This is a genomic window from Dissulfurirhabdus thermomarina (assembly GCF_012979235.1).
Lineage (GTDB): Bacteria > Desulfobacterota > Dissulfuribacteria > Dissulfuribacterales > Dissulfurirhabdaceae > Dissulfurirhabdus > Dissulfurirhabdus thermomarina.
The window spans coordinates 361,389-378,365 of the sequence record NZ_JAATWC010000001.1; the positions used below are offsets into that span (position 1 = coordinate 361,389).

20 protein-coding genes are annotated in these 16,977 nt (G+C 72.7%); 14 read left to right on the forward strand and 6 right to left on the reverse strand.

Features of this window, described 5'->3' with window-relative positions; all coding sequences use genetic code 11:
• Positions 1 to 45 precede the first annotated feature (45 nt).
• Genes hypB through tmk form a run of 3 tightly spaced genes read left to right on the forward strand, consistent with a single transcriptional unit; the run spans position 46 to position 2,140 of the window.
• The gene (gene hypB, locus HCU62_RS01690) at positions 46 to 747 is read left to right on the forward strand and encodes a hydrogenase nickel incorporation protein HypB (protein ID WP_163298734.1); all 702 of its coding nucleotides are present in this window, start codon (positions 46 to 48) and stop codon (positions 745 to 747) included.
• A complete protein-coding gene (locus tag HCU62_RS01695) occupies positions 744 to 1,478 on the forward strand; it encodes a Smr/MutS family protein (RefSeq protein ID WP_169755369.1) in 735 nt (244 codons plus the stop codon). Before hypB ends, HCU62_RS01695 begins: the two co-directional genes overlap by 4 nt.
• Complete coding sequence (tmk, locus tag HCU62_RS01700; protein ID WP_163299990.1) at positions 1,475 to 2,140, forward strand: dTMP kinase; 666 nt, start codon at positions 1,475 to 1,477, stop codon at positions 2,138 to 2,140. Before HCU62_RS01695 ends, tmk begins: the two co-directional genes overlap by 4 nt.
• Here the strand turns inward: tmk and HCU62_RS01705 are convergent.
• Positions 2,097 to 2,279, reverse strand: a complete 183-nt coding sequence (locus tag HCU62_RS01705) for a hypothetical protein (protein WP_169755370.1) — start codon at positions 2,277 to 2,279, stop codon at positions 2,097 to 2,099. The two genes, tmk and HCU62_RS01705, sit on opposite strands and share 44 nt — an antisense overlap.
• Before the next feature lie 177 nt (positions 2,280 to 2,456).
• Between HCU62_RS01705 and HCU62_RS01710 the strand changes: the two genes are divergently transcribed.
• The 6 genes from HCU62_RS01710 to xerD are packed head-to-tail and all read left to right on the forward strand — an operon-like array spanning position 2,457 to position 7,186.
• Positions 2,457 to 3,068, forward strand: a complete 612-nt coding sequence (locus HCU62_RS01710; RefSeq protein ID WP_163298352.1) for a hypothetical protein — start codon at positions 2,457 to 2,459, stop codon at positions 3,066 to 3,068.
• A gap of 59 nt (positions 3,069 to 3,127) precedes the next feature.
• The gene (locus HCU62_RS01715) at positions 3,128 to 3,718 is read left to right on the forward strand and encodes a hypothetical protein (RefSeq protein WP_181448004.1); all 591 of its coding nucleotides are present in this window, start codon (positions 3,128 to 3,130) and stop codon (positions 3,716 to 3,718) included.
• Positions 3,705 to 4,802, forward strand: coding sequence for an AI-2E family transporter (locus tag HCU62_RS01720; protein WP_163298351.1), 1,098 nt, complete (start codon positions 3,705 to 3,707; stop codon positions 4,800 to 4,802). Before HCU62_RS01715 ends, HCU62_RS01720 begins: the two co-directional genes overlap by 14 nt.
• Before the next feature lie 20 nt (positions 4,803 to 4,822).
• Positions 4,823 to 5,740, forward strand: coding sequence for a radical SAM protein (locus tag HCU62_RS01725; RefSeq protein ID WP_163298350.1), 918 nt, complete (start codon positions 4,823 to 4,825; stop codon positions 5,738 to 5,740).
• Positions 5,741 to 5,789: 49 nt separating this feature from the next.
• A complete protein-coding gene (locus HCU62_RS01730; RefSeq protein ID WP_163298349.1) occupies positions 5,790 to 6,272 on the forward strand; it encodes a hypothetical protein in 483 nt (160 codons plus the stop codon).
• A gap of 5 nt (positions 6,273 to 6,277) precedes the next feature.
• Positions 6,278 to 7,186 carry a site-specific tyrosine recombinase XerD gene (xerD, locus tag HCU62_RS01735; RefSeq protein ID WP_163298348.1) on the forward strand — a complete coding sequence of 303 codons (909 nt, stop codon included), beginning with the start codon at positions 6,278 to 6,280 and terminating at the stop codon, positions 7,184 to 7,186.
• Positions 7,187 to 7,210: 24 nt separating this feature from the next.
• Here the strand turns inward: xerD and HCU62_RS01740 are convergent, their stop codons facing one another.
• From HCU62_RS01740 to HCU62_RS01755, 4 genes are read right to left on the reverse strand one after another with little or no spacing between them, the layout of a single operon-like run.
• On the reverse strand, positions 7,211 to 8,803 hold the full coding sequence (locus HCU62_RS01740) for a DHA2 family efflux MFS transporter permease subunit (RefSeq protein ID WP_163298347.1): 1,593 nt from the start codon (positions 8,801 to 8,803) through the stop codon (positions 7,211 to 7,213).
• Positions 8,800 to 9,960, reverse strand: a complete 1,161-nt coding sequence (locus HCU62_RS01745) for an HlyD family secretion protein (protein ID WP_163298346.1) — start codon at positions 9,958 to 9,960, stop codon at positions 8,800 to 8,802. Before HCU62_RS01745 ends, HCU62_RS01740 begins: the two co-directional genes overlap by 4 nt.
• On the reverse strand, positions 9,957 to 10,574 hold the full coding sequence (locus HCU62_RS01750) for a TetR/AcrR family transcriptional regulator (RefSeq protein ID WP_163298345.1): 618 nt from the start codon (positions 10,572 to 10,574) through the stop codon (positions 9,957 to 9,959). Before HCU62_RS01750 ends, HCU62_RS01745 begins: the two co-directional genes overlap by 4 nt.
• Before the next feature lie 5 nt (positions 10,575 to 10,579).
• Positions 10,580 to 11,944 carry a TolC family protein gene (locus HCU62_RS01755; RefSeq protein WP_163298344.1) on the reverse strand — a complete coding sequence of 455 codons (1,365 nt, stop codon included), beginning with the start codon at positions 11,942 to 11,944 and terminating at the stop codon, positions 10,580 to 10,582.
• A 177-nt stretch (positions 11,945 to 12,121) separates the two neighbouring features.
• Here HCU62_RS01755 and gatC point away from each other — a divergent pair, with 177 nt between their 5' ends.
• From gatC to HCU62_RS01780, 5 genes are read left to right on the forward strand one after another with little or no spacing between them, the layout of a single operon-like run.
• Positions 12,122 to 12,415: an Asp-tRNA(Asn)/Glu-tRNA(Gln) amidotransferase subunit GatC gene (gatC, locus tag HCU62_RS01760; protein ID WP_163298343.1), complete on the forward strand. Its 294-nt coding sequence runs from the start codon at positions 12,122 to 12,124 to the stop codon at positions 12,413 to 12,415.
• A gap of 18 nt (positions 12,416 to 12,433) precedes the next feature.
• Positions 12,434 to 13,894 carry an Asp-tRNA(Asn)/Glu-tRNA(Gln) amidotransferase subunit GatA gene (gene gatA / locus HCU62_RS01765; protein ID WP_163298342.1) on the forward strand — a complete coding sequence of 487 codons (1,461 nt, stop codon included), beginning with the start codon at positions 12,434 to 12,436 and terminating at the stop codon, positions 13,892 to 13,894.
• 11 nt (positions 13,895 to 13,905) lie between these two features.
• Positions 13,906 to 14,250: a hypothetical protein gene (locus tag HCU62_RS01770; protein WP_181448003.1), complete on the forward strand. Its 345-nt coding sequence runs from the start codon at positions 13,906 to 13,908 to the stop codon at positions 14,248 to 14,250.
• Entirely contained in the window at positions 14,247 to 15,113 is an 867-nt protein-coding gene (locus HCU62_RS01775) for an HDOD domain-containing protein (protein ID WP_163298341.1), read from the forward strand. The genes HCU62_RS01770 and HCU62_RS01775 overlap by 4 nt, the downstream gene beginning before the upstream one ends.
• A gap of 5 nt (positions 15,114 to 15,118) precedes the next feature.
• Positions 15,119 to 16,066, forward strand: a complete 948-nt coding sequence (locus HCU62_RS01780) for a GGDEF domain-containing protein (protein WP_309474784.1) — start codon at positions 15,119 to 15,121, stop codon at positions 16,064 to 16,066.
• On the opposite strand, the gene lgt is transcribed toward HCU62_RS01780, so the two are convergent.
• Positions 16,018 to 16,863, reverse strand: coding sequence for a prolipoprotein diacylglyceryl transferase (lgt, locus tag HCU62_RS01785; protein ID WP_169755371.1), 846 nt, complete (start codon positions 16,861 to 16,863; stop codon positions 16,018 to 16,020). The two genes, HCU62_RS01780 and lgt, sit on opposite strands and share 49 nt — an antisense overlap.
• Positions 16,864 to 16,977: the final 114 nt, after the last annotated feature.

The window sequence follows — 16,977 nt, forward strand, 5'->3', positions numbered from 1 at the left end:
GGGGCGGCCCCGCCGCGGCGGCGGACCGCCCCGGGAGGCGGCGTCATGTGCGACAGTTGCGGATGCGGCGGACACGGCACGGTGGTGGAGGTCAACCAGAGCCTGCTGGCGGCCAACGAGGCCCGGGCCCGCGAAAACCGTCGCCACATCGAGGCCCTCGGGGCGGTGGCGGTGAACCTCATGAGCGCCCCCGGCTCCGGCAAGACCACGCTCCTCGAGCACACCGTGGAGGCGCTGGGGGGGCGCTGCCGGATCGCGGTCATCGAGGGGGACATCGAAACGGAGCGCGACGCCGAGCGCATCCGGGCCAAGGGGGTGCCGGTGGCGGGGCTCACCACCGGCGGGGCCTGCCACCTCGACGCCCCCCTGGTGCACGAGGGGCTCCACCGGCTTGCGGAAGAGATAGGGAGCCGGGGCCTGGACCTCCTCTTCATCGAGAACGTGGGCAACCTCGTCTGTCCCGCCGCCTTCGACCTCGGCGAGCATCGCCGGGTGGTCCTGGTCTCCGTCCCGGAGGGGTCCGACAAGCCGGCCAAGTACCCGGCGGCCTTCCGCCGGGCGGACCTCTTCGTGGTGAGCAAGGCCGACCTCCTGCCCCACTTCGACTTCTCCCTGGAAGAGGCCCGGACCTCGGCGCGGGCTCTGAACCCCGGCATCCGGATGCTCACGGTCTCCGTGGCGGACGGCCGGGGCTTCGACGCGTGGATCGACTGGCTCACATCGCTGGTCCACGGGAGGCGGGGGTGAGGGGGAGGCGCCGCCGGGGCCCGGTGCCGTCGGACCGGGCGGGATGGGCCGTCCGGCCCTTCGAGGACCTTGCCGCCCGGCTGGAGCGCGCCGCCCGGCCGCGGCCGTCTGCCCCTGTGCGGCCGCGGCCGTCCGGCCCCCCCGCCGCCGGCCCGCCGGAGGACCCGGACGAGGTCCTCTTCCGCCGCGCCATGGAAGGGGTGCGGCCGATCCGGCGGCCCGGGGAGACGCCGTCCGGCGCTCCCCGCCCGCGCCCGCCCGCGCCCGCCCCGGACGAGGACGCGGCGGCCCGGCGCCGGCTCGAGGCGCTGGTGGCGGGGCGGGAGCCCGTCGCCGTGGAGAAGACGCCGGAATTCGTCTCCGGGGTGGGCCCGGGGGGCGACCCCCTGCTGGTCCGGCGGCTCCACCGGGGCGACTTCGCCGTCCAGGCCTACTGCGACCTCCACGGTCTGGACGCCGAGGCCGCCGTGGCCGCCTGCCGGGCCTTCCTCGCCGCGGCCCTCGGCGAGGGACGCCGATGCGTGGCCTTCATCCACGGCCGGGGGCTCTCGTCCCCGGGGCCGCCGGTCTTGAAGCGCCTGGTCCAGCAGTGGCTCTCGCGGGGCCCCTTCCGGCGCCACGTCCTCGCCTACTGCAGCGCCCCGGCCCGGGACGGCGGCGCGGGGGTGACCTACGTGCTGCTGCGGCGGCGGCCGGCGGCCCGGCGGCGCGGCCGGGGGGCTGGGCGATGACCGCGCCCGGGCGCAAGGGCCGTCTCGTGGTGGTGGAAGGGGTGGACGGGTCCGGGAAGAGCACCCTGGCCGCCGCCCTCCACCGCCGGCTCACCGGGGCGGGGGTGCCCTCGGTCCTCACCTTCGAGCCCACCACGGGGCCCTTCGGGCGGCGGCTCAGGGAGAGCTTCACCTCCCCCGGGCGCCTGCCCCCGGGGGAGGAACTGGCGCTCTTTTTGGCGGACCGGCGGGAGCACGTGGCGCAGGTCATCGCCCCGGCCCTCGCCGCCGGCAAGGTGGTGGTCTGCGACCGGTACTACTTCTCCACCATGGCCTACCAGGGGGCCCGGGGGCTCGACCCCGACGAGATCCGGCGGACCAACGAGGCCTTCGCCCCGGTGCCCGACCTCGTGCTGCTCCTCGTCCTCCCGGTGGCGGAGGCCCTCCGGCGTATCCGGGAGAAGCGGGGCGAGGCCCCCAACAACTTCGAGGCCCAGGCCGACCTCGAACGGGTGGCCGCGGCCTTCGACCGGCTGGAGGCGCCCTTCCTCCACCGGCTGGACGCCCGGCAGCCCGCCGAGGTCCTGCTCGAGGCGGCCTGGGCGCGGGTCCGGCCCTTGGTGCCGGCGGCCGGGCCGGTCAAGGCGCCGGGCGCCCCCGCAGTCGGCCTTCCTCGGCCTTGAGTTCCTCGTGCGCCTGGTCCGCCCGCTGGACGGTGCCGGACCGGTCGGGCGGCGGGGTCGGGGCGGGACGGGTGCACGCGGCCAGGAACAGGGCGGCGGCGGCCGCGGCGGGCCAGAGGGTTCGGGTGATGAGGGTCATGAGGCGGCCTCCTGGAGGACTTGGCCCCGCTGGGCGGGGGCCTTCCCGATTATCGACCGGCCGGGGCGCCGTGTCCATCCCCGGCCGGGGTTGCGGACGGGGCGGTGGGGTCGATAAAGTACGATTTCCGCCCGGGGAGTCGGAGCCGCCGGGCGCGGAGAGAGCAAGGAGGTCGCCATGAAAGGCCGTGTCGTCCTTTACTGCCTGTTGGCCCTGGCCGCGGCACTGCCGGCCCGGGCCGACACCCTGGATTTCAGCTTCAACGACGCCAGCGCCGACGTCCAGTATGCCTGGATCTTCGTGAAGTCCGACTACGTCTACGCCGAGGGCGGCGCCGTCAAGGGCGCCGGCAGGGAGGTGCTGGGCCGGCTCAGCGGCCGCTTCGTCTACAACGACGACGAGGACACCCGGATCGGTGCCCTGGGGGCCGACGTCCTCGGGCACTTCCCCGGGGCACCGGGGCTGGACCTCGGCGTGGGCCTCCGGTTCTTCGGCGGGGTCACCGACGAGGACCAGGACATCTTCGCCGCGGGAATCGGGGTCACCGCCACCTACGCCCCGGCTTTCTTCCACGGGGTGGTCCTGGACGGGCACTTCTCCTACGCCCCCCGGGTCTTCTGCGCCCTGGACGCCGACCGCTTCTGGGAGGGCGGCTTCATGGCCGGCTACACCGTGATGCCCCAGGCCGTGGTCTTCGCGGGCTACAACGCGATGTCGGCCAACTTCGAGGACTTCGGCCAGCGGAAGATCGACGAGGAGGTCCGGGTCGGGGTCCGGCTGCGGTTCTGAGGCCGCCGCGCCGCCCGCCGGTTGATCCCCGCCGGCGCGCGCGGGGATGTCCGGGAGCCATGGAGGAGCCCATCGACAAGGAGACGGCGCCCGGGGCCGGTGCCCCCGGCCCGGACGTGGAGGCCTGCATCGCCGAGGAGGTGCTGCTCATCCGGCACTCGGGGGAGATCCCCGAGGTCGCCTTCCACGGTTCCCTCCACTACCTCACCGAGGACCCGGAGGGGCCCGGCCTGGTGCTCGGGAAGGCGCACCTGCACCGGCTCAAGGTTGCCGTGGTGGCGCGTTACCGGGCCATCCTGCTCCGCGACCTCGATCCCGGCAACCGCGATCGCCGACTCTACCGGGGGGTGGCGCGGAGCATCTGGAACTGGCGGCGGCTCCGGGACTTCTGCCGGCGGGAGGGACTGGAGGCGGAGGAGATCCGCCGGGAGGCGGCCCGCGCCCTCGAGGCCTTCCTCCGCTGCGAGCTGGACGACGTCCGGGCGGGCCGGCGCACCAGCTGCATCAACTGTCCGGCCGAAGACCTGAGGGCCTTCGCCCGGGAACTCGGCATCCGGGACACCCGGCTCCCCAAGGGCTGGGAGGCGCTCTGCCCGGATGCCCGGGGCCCCCGTGACCAGGGGGCCGGGGACGGCCGTGGAGACCCTTGACCGCTGCACCGACAACGAGCGCCTCGTGGCCCTCTTGGCCCTGGCCCTGGCCGGGCTCATCCTGGCCGCGGGTCTGCGGCTCTTTCTCCCCTTCTTCGAGCCCATCGTGTGGGCCGTGGTGCTGGCCCTCTTCTTCCACCCCGCCCACCGGTGGCTGCGCGAGCGGGCGGGCCTGGGCGAGGGGGTGGCCGCGCTGCTCATGTGCCTCTTCATCGCGGTCTTCCTCATGGCGCCCGGGCTCTTCCTGCTGGGCAGCCTCACGGCGGAGGTCCTCCGGGTCTACAACGACCTCCAGGAGGCCCTCCAGACCACGGGTTTCACGGTGGTGCCGGACGCCGCCGCCTTCCCGGTCCTGCACGGGCTCGCGCTCCAGGTCCTGGAGGCCCTCGGTATCCGGGAGGCGGAGGTCCATGCCGCCCTGGTGGATCTTTCCAAGTGGATGGGGCAGTTCGTGCTTCACCACGGGACGGCGGTCTTTCGGAACATCGTGACGGTCTTCGCCACCGCCGCCCTCACCCTGGTGGCCCTCTACTACTTCTTCCGCGACGGGGAGCGGATGCTGCGGGCCTTCGAGGACCTCCTCCCCCTGCCCCGGCGGGAGATCGCCAACTTCGCCAGTGTCACCTCGGACGTCCTCTCCGCCACCCTCTACGGGAATCTCATGACCGGGGCCATCCAGGGGGTGCTGGGGGTCTTCATCCTGTGGGTGCTGGGCTTTTCGGCCCCGCTCCTCTGGGGGCTGGTGCTGGGACTGGCCACCTTCATCCCCATGGTGGGGACCGCCCTGGTGTGGGTGCCGGCCACCTTGTACCTCTTCGTCACCGGGGCCTACCTCAAGGGGGCGGTGCTCCTGGTCTTCAGCGTGCTGGTGATCAGCTCCGTGGACTACTTCCTGCGGCCGTACCTCATCAGCGGCCGGACCCAGCTCCACAGCCTCTTCCTGTTTTTCAGCATCCTCGGGGGGCTCCAGGCCTTCGGGCCCCTCGGGCTGGTGCTCGGGCCCATCATCGTGGGGCTGTGCGTCTCCATCCTGGAGATCTACCGCCGCAACTTCCTCGGCCGGGGGGAAGAGGCCGAGGCGTGAGGGAGGACCCGCCGGGGGGCATGGCGGTCGAGACGCGAAGACCCGCCTACCTGGCACTGCTCGAGACGGGGGAACTCGAACGCCGGGTCGAGGCCGCCTGGGCGCGCCTTGCGGCCTGTGACCTCTGCCCCCATGCCTGCGGCGCGGACCGGCTGCGTGGGCAGGAGGGGTTCTGCCGCACGGGCAACCAGGCGGTGGTGGCGAGCACCGGGCCCCACTTCGGGGAAGAGGCGCCGCTGGTGGGGCGGAGCGGTTCGGGAGCGGTCTTCTTCGGCCGCTGCAACCTCCGGTGCCTCTATTGCCAGAACTACGAGATCAGCCAGGGCGGCGAGGGCCGGCCCGTGACCCCGGAGGTCCTGGCCTTCCTGTTCCTGGCCCTCCAGGAGCAGGGATGTCACAACGTCAACCTGGTCAGCCCTTCCCACGTCATCCCCTTCATCCTGAAGGCGGTGGCGCTGGCGGCGCGGGAGGGGCTCCGGCTGCCCCTGGTCTACAACACGGGGGGCTACGACGCGGTCTCGGCGCTCCGGCTCCTCGACGGGGTGGTGGATATCTACATGCCCGACTTCAAGTACTGGGACGCGGCAACGGCCCGGCGGCTCTCCGGGGCCCGGGACTACCCGGCGGCCGCCAGGGCCGCCGTCCTGGAGATGCACCGGCAGGTGGGCGACCTGGAGATCGGGCCCGACAGGGTCGCCCGCCGGGGGCTCTTGGTGCGGCACCTGGTCTTGCCCGGGGGGCTGGCGGGGACGCGGGAGGTGCTGGCCTTCCTCGCCCGGGAGGTCTCGCCCGCGACCTGGGTGAACCTCATGGGGCAGTACCGGCCTTGCGGGCGGGCCATGGACCACCCCCCGCTGGACCGGCGGCCGCTCCCCGCGGAGTTCGAGGCGGCGGAGGCCGCCTGGCGGGCGTCGGGGCTTCGAAACCGGCTCGGGTGACATGAGGCCCCGGCTCCGCCCGGGGTGGGAAGGAGAAGGCGAGAGAATCATGGGAGAACGACGGAAAAGCTGGCGTGAGATCGACAAGATGCGCGACCGGGGCGGCGGCCGCGGCCGACGGCGGGACGACCGGAGCGCCCTGGAGCGCGCCCTCTACGACCGCAAGCTTCGGGACCAGTACCTCAAGGAGGCGGAGCGCCTCTTCCAGGGGCCCAAGGGCCGGCCCGAGCACGGGCGGGACCTCCAGGCCGTTCACGAGGCCTACGGGACGCCCAAGTTCCAGGCGGCGGCCCGACACTACCTCGAGACCTACGGCCTCCCGGACGAGTGGGGGACCCTGCTCCTCTTCCTGGACCTCGAGGGGGCGGCCGACGTGGTGGCGCAGGCCATCGAGGCCCTCTGCTCGCTGGCGCCGGAGAAGGGGCCCGTGGAGCGGAAGGGCCTGGAGGGCAAGCTCCGGGTGCTGGCCATGACCAGCCCCGAGCCCGAGGTCCAGGAGGCCGCCGAGGCCGCCCTGGAGGACCTGGGCTGAGGGACGTGGCGGGTTCGGGCGCGGCCTGGACCTCGGCCGTGGACGACTTCCTCGCCCACCTGGGCGTGGAGCGGGGGCTCTCGCCCCGGACCCTGGAGGCCTACAGCCGGGACCTGCTCGGCTTCGTGGCCTTCGTGGAGGGGCTGGGCCGGCGGACGCCGGCGGAGGTGCATCCCGGGGACGTCCTCGACTGGCAGCGGGCCGGCCGGGAGGCCGGGCTCTCGGCGAGGTCGGCCGCCCGGCGCCTGTCCGCCCTCCGGGGCCTCTACCGGTTTCTCGCCGAGACCGGGGCCGTCACCGTAAGCCCCGTGGCCGCCGTGGAGACCCCGCGGACCGGGCGTCATCTCCCCACGGTCCTCACCGTGGCGGAGGTGGAGGCCCTCCTCGAGCAGCCGCGGGTGGAGACCCCCCTCGGCCTCCGGGACCGCGCCCTCCTCGAGATCCTCTATGCCTGCGGGCTCCGCGCCACCGAGGCCGTCTCCCTCCGGCTCTCCCGGGTGAACCGGGAGGTGGGCTACCTCCGCGTCCAGGGAAAGGGCGGCAAGGAACGGGTGGTCCCCGTGGGGGAGGTGGCCCTCGAGTGGCTGGGGCGGTACCTCGCCGAGGCCCGCCCGGTCCTGCTCCGGGGCCGCTCGAGCCCCTACGTCTTCCTCGGGCGCGGCGGGCGGCCGCTCACCCGGCAGCGGCTCTGGCAGGTGCTCAAGGCCCACGCCCAGGGCGCGGGCCTCGCCGGCCGGGTGCACCCCCACGTCCTCCGCCACTCCTTCGCCACCCACCTTCTCGAGCGCGGGGCCGACCTCCGCGTGGTCCAGATGCTCCTCGGCCACAGCGACATCACCACCACCCAGATCTACACCCACCTCGATCTCCGCCACCTGCGGGCCGTGCACCGCCGCTACCACCCCCGGGGGTGAGGCGGGAGAGGCCCGCCCTGTGCCTTACGCCGGGCGTTCCCCGGGGCGGGAACGGGGTTTCCCCCGCCCGAGGGCGAGCAGGAGCACCAGGAAGAGGCTCCCGGCAAGCCCGAAGAGGAAGCTGTGGCGGAAGGTGTCCTGGAAGGCGAGACTGGCGGCCTCCCGCTGCTGGAGGAAGCCGAGGAGCACGGCGGCCTTGGCCCGGGCCACGTCCGGGGGAAAGTAGGCCTCCAGCGCCCCGGCGGCGCCGGAGAGGAAGGTCTCCACGTGGGCCCGGTTCTGGAGGAGGGCGATCCCCTCCTGGTGGACGGCCAGGCGGTGCTCCAGGGTGTTGGTGGCGATGGCGGTGCCGAGGGAGCCGCCGACGAAGCGGAGGTAGTGCATGAGGCTCACCCCGAGGGCGGTGTGTTCCCCCAGCCGGCCGAGGGCCAGGGCCGAGACCGGGGCGAAGAAGGCCCCCAGGGCGATCCCGAGGGGGATGGTGAGGAGCGCCGCCCGCACCGACGGCGTGTAGAACTCCAGGGAGGGGATGAGAAAGTAGCTGGTGAAGAGGTAGAGCGTGGTGCTCGCCGCCAGGACCCGGGCCGGGCCGAAGCGGTCGCTCAGGATGCCCGCCAGGGGCGAGAAGATGGCGATGAACATGGCGAAGGCCAGCATGTGGAGCCCGGTGGAGAAGGTGCCGAGCCCTTTCAAGGTCTCGTAGTAGAGGGGCAGGAGGTAGAAGACCTGGTAGATGGACAGCCCCATCACCAGGAAGAAGAACCCCATGGCCAGGGTGTACTCGGTGTGGCGGAAGAGGGCGGGGTCGATGAGGGGGTGCCGGCTGTGGAGTTCCGAGAGAAGATAGAAGACCAGGGCCGCCGCGGCCCCGAAGCCCAGGAGTACGATGGTGGTGGACTGGCTCCAGCCCAGCTGCTGGCCCTTGGAGAGCAGCACGAGGAGCAGGACGGTGAAGGTGCCGAGGAAGGCGTAGCTGACGAAGTTGAACCGGAGCCGCTGGCGGTGCTTCACCAGGACGGGGATGAAGCTTGCCCCGGCCACGAGGTTCAGGACACCCACGGGGAGGTTGATGTAGAAGACCCAGCGCCAGGCGAGGTGCTCCGTGATCCAGCCGCCCACCGTGGGCCCGATGGAGGGGGCGAAGCTCACCCCCATGGCGTAGATGCCCATGGCGAGCCCGTGTTTCTCCGGCGGGTAGATGAGGAAGAGGATGGTCTGGGCGCTGGCCATGATGAAGGCCTCGCCGAGGCCCTGGAGTACCCGGGCGCCGATCATCTCGGCCAGGGAGCCGGCGGTTCCGCACAGGGCGCTGGCCCCGGTGAAGATCGCCAGCCCCGCGAGGAACAGCCACTTGAGGCCCAGGACGTTGCCGAGGTTGTGGGTGAGGAGCAGCCCCACCGCCGCCGCGATCATGTAGGCGGTGATGACCCACTGGACCCCGTAGAGGTCCGTGGACAGCGGCCCCATCATCTTCGGGACCACGACGTCCACCACGGTGGTGTCGAGGATGGCCATGAAGGCCCCCACCATGACGATCATCGTGAGGAAGGCCCGGTAGGCGGGGCTGATCCGGGAATGGACGGGGAGGTCGCCGTTCGCGGCCGGGGCGGGGGTCATCTCCGGCGGATCTCCACCTCGCCCCCGAGGCCCACCCGGAGGCGGGAGAGGTCGCCCCCGGTGAGCCGGATCCGAACCGGGATCCGCTGGGCGACCTTGGTGAACTCCCCGGCGGAGATGTCCCGGGGCGCCAGGGCGAAGGTGGCCGCCGAGGCGGGGAGGACCGCCTCCACCTCGCCCCGGTAGGTCTCGCCCGGGAAGGCGTCGATTCGGACCACCGCCGGCGCCCCCGGGGTCACCCCGCGGAGCTTGTTCTCCTCGAGGAGGGCCACCACGTAGAGGTCCCGGGGGTCCACCAGGGCGAAGACCGCGCGTTTGGGCGAGGCCTGGGCGCCGGCGGCGAGGTACCGCTTGGCCACCCGTCCATCCATGGGGCTCTTGAGGACGCACTGGGCGAGGTCGTCCCGGGCGGCGGCCAGGGCCGCGGTGAGGGCCTTGACCTTCTCCTCGAGGGCCTGGAGGGCCTTTTCGGCCTCGCGGACCTGGAGCCGCTCGTTCTCCGCCCGTTGGACCTCCCGGCGGGCGGTGGCCATGGCCGCCCGGACGGCTTCGGCCTCTGCCGCGGCGGCGCGGCGCTCGGCCCGCCTGGCCTTGAGCCGGGTGGCCACGTCCTCGGCGCGGCGGCGGGCCACCACCTCGGCCTCGAGGAGGGCGTCGAAGCGCGCGCGGTCGCGGGCGAGCTGCTCGATCTCGGCGTCGATGGCCGCCACCCGGGCCCGCAGGGCCGCCTCGCGGCGGGACAGCTCCGTGACCCGCCCCTGGGCGATGCGGACGGCCAGGTCCACCGCCTTCCGGATGCGGGCGAGCCGGGTCTCCTGGGCGGCCTTTTCGGCCTCGGCCCCGGCCAGCTCGGCGGCCAGCCGTTTGACGGCCAGCCGGTAGACGGTGTCGTCCAGGAGGGCCAGGGCCTCGCCGGCGCGGACGAGGTCGCCCTCGCGCTTCAGGACCCGGGCGATCCGGCCGCTGACCCGGTCGAAGGCCACGGGGGTGAGGCTGTCGGTCCGGACGAAGACGGCGTCGGTGACGGCGTAGGCCATCCGGTGGAGGACGAAGCGGACGGCCCCGGCCGCCAGTGCCACTGCGGCGGCCACGAGGACCCATGTGGCGATCCGCCGCCCGTTTGCCTGGAAGGTCTTCTTGATCCGTTGGAGGTTCATGCCGTGCGGAGCCTTTCGGGTGCATCCGGGGGGGCGATCCCCCCGAGGAGGAGTCGGCCGACGTGCCGCGCCACCACGGCCGGGTCGTCGTGTTCGGGCCGGGCGCCGGGGAGGAAGGCCCGGAGCGGCGCGGTCTCGTAGTGGTGGGCCACCAGGGCCACCAGGGACACGGCGAGCAGGTGCGGGTCGAAGCCCGGGGCGAGTTCGCCCGCCAGGGCCATGATCCGCGCGAAGAGGCCGCCGAAGACCCGCTCGGCGAGCAGCCGGAGCCGCGCCTCGTCGCCCTCGAGGATCTCCCGGTGGACGAGGCGGCGGAAGTCGGGGTCGGCGGCGGTCACCTCGGCGAAGCGCCGGAGGAAGGCCCGGAGGCGCCGGCGGGGCGGGATGTCGAGGTCGAGGGGGGCGGCCAGCTCCCGGGCCTTCCCCTCGAAGGCGTGGCGCACCGCGGCCAGGTACAGGGCCTCCTTGTCGGGGAAGTGGTGGTAGAGGGCGGCCGGCGTCAGTCCCGCCGTCTCGGCCAGGCGCCGCATGGAGACGCCGTTGTAGCCGTCGCGGGCGAAGAGGGGGACGGCGGCCTCGAGGATGTCCGTTCGGCTGCGGGAAGGGGCGGCCATGGCGCCTACTCCGGCAGGGGCCGGCCCACGGCCTGCTCCAGCTCGGCCAGCGCCGTGAGGTAGCCGTACCGGGCGGCGTAGTAGTGGGTCTCGGCCCGGGTGAGGAAGGTCTGGGCGTCGAGGACGTCGGTGGAGGTGGCGAGCTGGTTCTCGTAGCGGAGCCGGGTGAGGCGGAAGTTCTCCCGGGCCTGGGCCAGCGCCGCCTCCGCTGTGCGGATGTTGGTCCGGGCCACCTCGAGGTCGAGCCCGGCCTGCTTCACCTCCATCCGGACGGCGTCTTCCACCTCGGCGAGGCGCTCGTCCAGGGCGTTTCGCTCGTGCTCGGCCCTGGCGGCCTCGGCGCCGCGCTTTCCCCAGTCGAAGAGATCCCACTCGGCCCGGACCAGGACGCTGGCGTTGTAGGGGTTGCCGTAGTCGTTGGCCTCGGTGAGGGGGCCTTGCCCGGTGCGCTCGTACGAGGCGGCCAGGCTGACCCGGGGCCAGTAGCGGCTCCGGGCCAGGGTGACGCCCAGGGCCGCCCGCCGCACGGCCAGGCGCAGGGCCTTGAGCTCGGGTCGTTTTCGGACGGCCTCTTCCTGGAGGGCGGCCAGGTCGAAGCCCCGAAGCGGCGGCGCCTCGAGCTCCGCCACCCGGGTGGGGGCGTCGATGGGGAGGCGGAGGAGGCGGTTGAGGTCGGCCTTGGCCAGGGCGAGGGTCCGCCGGGCCCGGACCGCGTCCTGGCGGGCCTCGGCCAGGGCGACTCGGGCCTTGAGGAGGTCGTTTCTGGGGATGAGGCCCTGGTCGTAGAACCGGGAGGCCGTCCGCTCGTGGGCGGCGAGTTGTTCCACGGCCTCCTCGGCCACGCGGACCTGGCGCCGGGCGAGGAGGATACGGTAGTAGGCGACCTTCACCGATTTGGTGATCTCCATCTCGGCCTGGGCCCGCTCCACCCGGCGGCCGGCGAGGCCCAGCTCGGCGATCCGTCGGCGGGTGACCAGGGCGAACCCCGTGAAGATCGGCTGCCGGAGCGTCACGTCCCAGCGGTACTGGTTCCGGTCTCCCATGGGGACCTCGAGGCCGCCGAAGACCACGTAGGGGGCGTCCTTGAGGCCGGTGAAGGTGTAGGAGGCGGAGAGGCTGGGGAGGAGGTCGGCCCGGGCGCTGCGGAGGGCCTCGGCCTGGGCCCGCTCCAACTCGGCGGCGCGGCGGACGGCCGCGTTGTCCGCCAGGGCCTTGGCGACGGCCGCCTCCAGGGTGAGGGTGGCGTTTGCGTCCCCGGGCGGGGGCGCCGCCCCGGCCGGGCCGGGGATCCCGGCCGGGACGAGCAGCGCGAGGAGGAGGGCGAGGACCGGGGGCTTCCGGCCCCGGCGCGGCGGCAGAGGGTGCTTCATGATCTACAGCTCCTTCGCGGAAGGAGAAACCCTTTATTTAACGAACGTTCGGTAAGATTACCGGTCGTCCCGGCCGCCGTCAAGCGGGGCGGGCCCGAACTTGAGCAGGCAGGGCGCCGTGTGGTAAAAGCAGGTAGCCGCGGCGGTGCGGCGAACGGAATTCCAAGGAGGCGCACGGTGGCAGCCGAGAAGATCACGCGGGCCGAGGTGGAGCACGTGGCGCACCTGGCCCGGTTGCACTTTTCGCCGGAGGAGCTCGACGGCTTCACCCGGCAGCTGAACGAGATCCTGGCCTACGTGGCCAAGATCGAGGAACTGGACACCGAGTGTGTCGAACCCACCACCCATGCCATCGCCCTCACCAACGCCTTCCGGGAGGACGAGGTGCGGCCCGGGCTCGACGTGGCCGACGCTCTGGCCAACGCCCCCGAGGGCGAGGACGGCCAGTTCGTGGTGCCCCGGGTCATCTGAGGGGGCCGGGGAGGCACCATGTCCGAGTTGACGGAACTCACCATCGGCCAGTTGCACCGGCGGCTTCGCGCCCGGGAGGTCTCGGCCGTGGAGGTCGCCCGGGCCTACCTCGACCGGATCTCCGCCGTGGATCCCAAGGTGGGCGCCTATCTCACGGTTACGGAGGAACTCGCCCTGGCCCAGGCCGAGGCCGCCGACCGCCGCCTGGCCGAGGGGCGGGACGTGACGCCCCTGACGGGCGTGCCGCTGGGGATCAAGGACGTGCTGTGCACCCGGGGGGTGCGGACCACCTGCGCCTCGCGGATGCTGGAGCGCTTCGTCCCCCCCTTCAACGCCACGGTCATGGACCGGCTTGAGGCCGCGGGGGCCGTGATGCTGGGAAAGCTCAACATGGACGAGTTCGCCATGGGCTCGTCCACCGAGAACTCGGCCTTCCATGTGACGCGGAACCCGTGGGACCTCGAGCGGATCCCCGGCGGCTCCAGCGGCGGCTCCGCCGCCGCCGTGGCGGCCCGGACCTGCGCCGGCTCCCTCGGTTCCGACACCGGGGGTTCCATCCGCCAGCCTGCGGCCCATTGCGGGGTGGTGGGGCTGAAACCCACCTACGGGCGGGTCTCCCGTTTCGGCCTCGTGGCCTTCGCCTCCTCCCTGGACCAGGTGGGCCCCATCACCCGGGACGTCACCGACGCGGCCCTCCTCCTGAATGCCATCGCCGGCCACGACCCGGCGGATTCCACCTCGGTACCCCGCGAGGTGCCGGACTACACCCGGGCCCTCGTGGAGGGGATGGACGGGGTGAGGGTGGGGCTCCCGCGCCAGTTCTTCGTGGCCGGGCTCGACCCCGAGCTGGAGGCGGCGGTCCGGGCCGGGGTGCGGGCCCTGGAGGAGCGGGGCGCCCAAGTGGTGGAGGTGGACCTGCCGCACAACGAGTACGCCGTGGCCGCCTACTACCTCGTGGCCCCCGCCGAGGCCTGCTCCAATCTTTCCCGCTACGACGGGGTCCGCTACACCTACCGCGCCGCCGAGGCCGGCAACCTCATCGAGATGTACAAGCGAAGCCGGTCCGAGGCCTTCGGGCCCGAGGTCAAGCGCCGCATCATGATCGGGACCTACGCCCTCTCGGCCGGCTACTACGACGCCTTCTACAAGAAGGCCTCCCAGGTCCGGACCCTCATCGTGGAGGACTTCGCCCGGGCCTTCGAGGCCTGCGACGTGATCGCCGCCCCCGTCACCCCCACCCCGGCGTTTCGTATCGGGGAGCGGGTGGGCGATCCCCTCCAGATGTACCTCTCCGACATCTTCACCATCTCGGTGAACCTCGCCGGCATCCCGGGGATGTCGGTCCCCTGCGGCCGGACCGGTGCCGGCCTCCCCGTGGGGCTCCAGCTCATGGCCCCCTACTTCGGGGAGGACCGCCTCTTCCGGGCCGCCTACAACCTGGAGCGGGCCCTGGGGCCGGGAGGCGCCCCGCCTCTCTGAGGGGAGGAGGCATGCAGCGCATCTCCATCGCACAGGCCGGGCCGGGCATGGTGACCGCCAAGGACGTGCTCGCCCCGGACGGGCGTGTCCTCTGCGGCCCCGGGGTCACCCTCACCGCCGAGATCATCGAGCGCCTGGCCCGCTCGGGCGTCACGGTCCTCACCGTGGAGGGCCGGCCGGTCAAGGTGCCCGGCGAGAAGTCGCTCAAGGAGCGCCTCCGCGACCTCGACGCCCGTTTCGCCCGTGTCAAGGACGACCCGGTCCTCGTGGCCCTCATGAAGCTCATCGCCCAGCACTGGATCGAGGAGGAACGGGGCCCGGCCCGGCCGGCCGGCGGCCCGACGCCGGCGCCATGACCGTCTCCGAGGAACGTGTCCAGGCCATCCGGCACCGCCTCAAGGAGGTCCAGTCCCTCCCCACGCTGCCGCCCATCGTCTCGAAGCTCAACCGGATGGTGGAGGACGAGGAGGTCACCGCCGAGCAGCTCGGCCGGGTGATCGAGAAGGACCAGGTCCTCACCAGCAAGCTGCTCAAGATGGTGAATTCGTCCTTCTTCGGGTTCCCCCAGCGGATCAGCACCGTCTCCAACGCCATCGTCCTCCTGGGTTTCAACGTCATCAAGACCCTCATCGTCACCTCCTCCATCTTCGAGGTGATGCAGGAGAGTGACGTGGGGCTCTGGGAGCACTCCCTCGGCTGCGCCACCGCCGCGGGCATCCTGGCCCGCCGCCGCGGCGTCAAGAACCCGGAGGAGATCTCCACCGCCGGCCTCATCCACGATCTCGGCAAGATCGTGGTCCGCTCCGAGCTGCCCGAGGACTACGCCCGGGTCCAGGACCTCGTGGCCGCCCGGCAGGTGGCCATGCGGGAGGCCGAGCTGGAGGTCCTGGGCGTGGGCCACGGGGAGATCGGCGGCTGGCTGGCCCGCCAGTGGAACCTCCCCGACCGGCTGGTCCGGCCCATCGAGGCCCACCACCACCCGGAGACGGCCGGGGAGTTCCGCGAGCTGGCGGCCATCGTCCACTTCGCCGACATCCTGGTCCGGGCCGTGGGGTTCGGCTTCGGCGGCGACCCGTGGGTGCCGCCCCTCGACCACGAGGCCTGGGAGCGGATCAAGTTCGGCCGGAGCGTCGCCCGAGAGATCCTGGCGGAGCTGGACGACAAGCTCCTGGAGCTCCAGGACTTCACCATGGAGATCCAGCGCATCGGGGAGGACTAGCCGCCGTGGCCCGCATCGCCCTGGTGACCCGCGGGTTCATGGCCAGCCTCGACGAGCGGCTCTGCCTGGAGTCCATGGGTCACAAGGTGGCCCTCCACGCCGACCTCGCCCGGGCCCTCGACAACATCCTGAACGATCCCCCCGACCTCCTGATGCTCGAGAAGGGGCTGGCGGAGGGGGTGGAACTGGACATCATCCGCTCCCTGAAGGAGAACCTCCAGCTGGCCTTCCTCCCCATCCTCCTGGTGGTGGAGCGCATGGAGCTGGCCGTGGGCCTCGACTGGGACGCCTACGCCGTGGACGACATTCTCTCGGCCAAGGCCACCGTGGAGGAGGTGATCGCCCGGGTGGAACTCGCCCTGGCCCGCATGCGGCGGGTGGCGGACAACAACCCCCTGACCAAGCTGCCGGGCAACTCCTCCATCCTGAAGACCATCCAGGGCGTCCTGGACGCCGGGGCCCCCATGGCCGTGGGCTACGTGGACATCGACAACTTCAAGCCCTACAACGACCGCTACGGCTTCTCCCGGGGCGACGAGGTCATCCGGATGCTGGCGCGGATCCTGGTGAACGTGGTGGACGAGGCCGCCGGAGAAGACGGGTTCGTGGGCCACGTGGGCGGTGACGACTTCGTCTTCGTGGTGCCGCTGGAGGCCGCCGAGCGGGTCTGTCGCGAGACGATCCGGAACTTCGACCGCCTGATCCCCCTCTTCCTCGACGAGCCGGACCTCGAGGCCGGCTGCTTCGTGGCCGCCGACCGCCGGGGGAACCGGTGCGAGTTTCCCCTCACCAGCGTCTCCATCGCCGTGGTGGTGAACGCGGACGGGCGCTATTCCCACTACGGGGAGGTGGCCGCGGTGGCGGCCCAGCTCAAGAAGAAGGTCAAGGCGGAGACCGGGAGCGCTTACCTCGTGGACCGGCGCGTGGCGGACAACGGGCCGCCCCCGGCCTGACGCCCCCGCCACGCCCAGAGACCGATCCCCGCCGCCGCCATGGCGGCGCTCAGCACCTGCCCCATGGTGAGCCACCCGCCGTAGAGAAAACCGAGCTGCGGGTCCGGCTGGCGGAAGCATTCCCCCGCGATCCGGGCCGCCCCGTAGGCCGCGAGGAAGAGGGCGGTCTTGCGCCCCGCGGCCCAGGGCCGGTTTCGGAGGGGCCAGAGGAGGGCGAAGAGCAGGAGGCCCTCGAGGCCGGCCTCGTAGAGTTGCGAGGGGTGGCGGGGGACGAGGCCCCCTCCGGGAAAGACCATGGCCCAGGGGACGTCCGCCGGGCGCCCGTAGAGCTCGCCGTTGATGAAGTTGCCCAGCCGGCCGAAGAAGAGTCCCACGGGGGCCGTCACCGCCGCCCGGTCCGCCCAGGTCCAGAAGTCGGCCCCGTGCCGCCGAAGATACCACCACCCCAGGGCCAGGGTCCCCAGGAGGCCGCCGTGGAACGACATCCCGCCGTGCCAGATGGCCGGTATCTCCGCCGGGTGGGCGAGGTAGTAGCCGGGGTTGTAGAAGAGGACGTAGCCGAGGCGCCCGCCGAGGATCACCCCCAGGGCCAGGACGGCGATGAGACCGTCGAGGAGGTCGCCTTCCGCCCGGATCCGCGCCTCGGCCCCGGGCGCCGTGCCGGCCTGCTCCCGGATCTGGCGCCGGATGAGGAGGTAGGCTGCGGTGAGGCCGAGGACGTACATGAGGCCGTACCACCTTGGGGCGAAGGGGCCGAGGCGGAAGATGACGGGATCGATCTCGGGGTAGGGGATCATGATGGACTCTCAAAGGGCATCAGGGGACGGCCCAGCCAGGTGCGTTTCGTCGGGGCCCCGGGCCGGCGTCTTTTCCGGTCCTCCGGCACTTGCACGGGGTGGCCCGAGGGTGCG

Excerpts from the sequence above, each read along its gene's own strand:
- hypB (WP_163298734.1), top strand. The coding sequence starts at position 46 with ATGTGCGACAGTTGCGGATGCGGCGGACACGGCACGGTGGTGGAGGTC.
- tmk (WP_163299990.1), top strand. The coding sequence starts at position 1,475 with ATGACCGCGCCCGGGCGCAAGGGCCGTCTCGTGGTGGTGGAAGGGGTG.
- HCU62_RS01705 (WP_169755370.1), bottom strand. The coding sequence starts at position 2,279 with ATGACCCTCATCACCCGAACCCTCTGGCCCGCCGCGGCCGCCGCCGCC.
- HCU62_RS01710 (WP_163298352.1), top strand. The coding sequence starts at position 2,457 with ATGAAAGGCCGTGTCGTCCTTTACTGCCTGTTGGCCCTGGCCGCGGCA.
- HCU62_RS01715 (WP_181448004.1), top strand. The coding sequence starts at position 3,128 with ATGGAGGAGCCCATCGACAAGGAGACGGCGCCCGGGGCCGGTGCCCCC.
- HCU62_RS01725 (WP_163298350.1), top strand. The coding sequence starts at position 4,823 with ATGGCGGTCGAGACGCGAAGACCCGCCTACCTGGCACTGCTCGAGACG.
- HCU62_RS01730 (WP_163298349.1), top strand. The coding sequence starts at position 5,790 with ATGGGAGAACGACGGAAAAGCTGGCGTGAGATCGACAAGATGCGCGAC.
- HCU62_RS01740 (WP_163298347.1), bottom strand. The coding sequence starts at position 8,803 with ATGACCCCCGCCCCGGCCGCGAACGGCGACCTCCCCGTCCATTCCCGG.
- HCU62_RS01745 (WP_163298346.1), bottom strand. The coding sequence starts at position 9,960 with ATGAACCTCCAACGGATCAAGAAGACCTTCCAGGCAAACGGGCGGCGG.
- HCU62_RS01750 (WP_163298345.1), bottom strand. The coding sequence starts at position 10,574 with ATGGCCGCCCCTTCCCGCAGCCGAACGGACATCCTCGAGGCCGCCGTC.
- HCU62_RS01755 (WP_163298344.1), bottom strand. The coding sequence starts at position 11,944 with ATGAAGCACCCTCTGCCGCCGCGCCGGGGCCGGAAGCCCCCGGTCCTC.
- gatA (WP_163298342.1), top strand. The coding sequence starts at position 12,434 with ATGTCCGAGTTGACGGAACTCACCATCGGCCAGTTGCACCGGCGGCTT.
- HCU62_RS01770 (WP_181448003.1), top strand. The coding sequence starts at position 13,906 with ATGCAGCGCATCTCCATCGCACAGGCCGGGCCGGGCATGGTGACCGCC.
- HCU62_RS01775 (WP_163298341.1), top strand. The coding sequence starts at position 14,247 with ATGACCGTCTCCGAGGAACGTGTCCAGGCCATCCGGCACCGCCTCAAG.
- lgt (WP_169755371.1), bottom strand. The coding sequence starts at position 16,863 with ATGATCCCCTACCCCGAGATCGATCCCGTCATCTTCCGCCTCGGCCCC.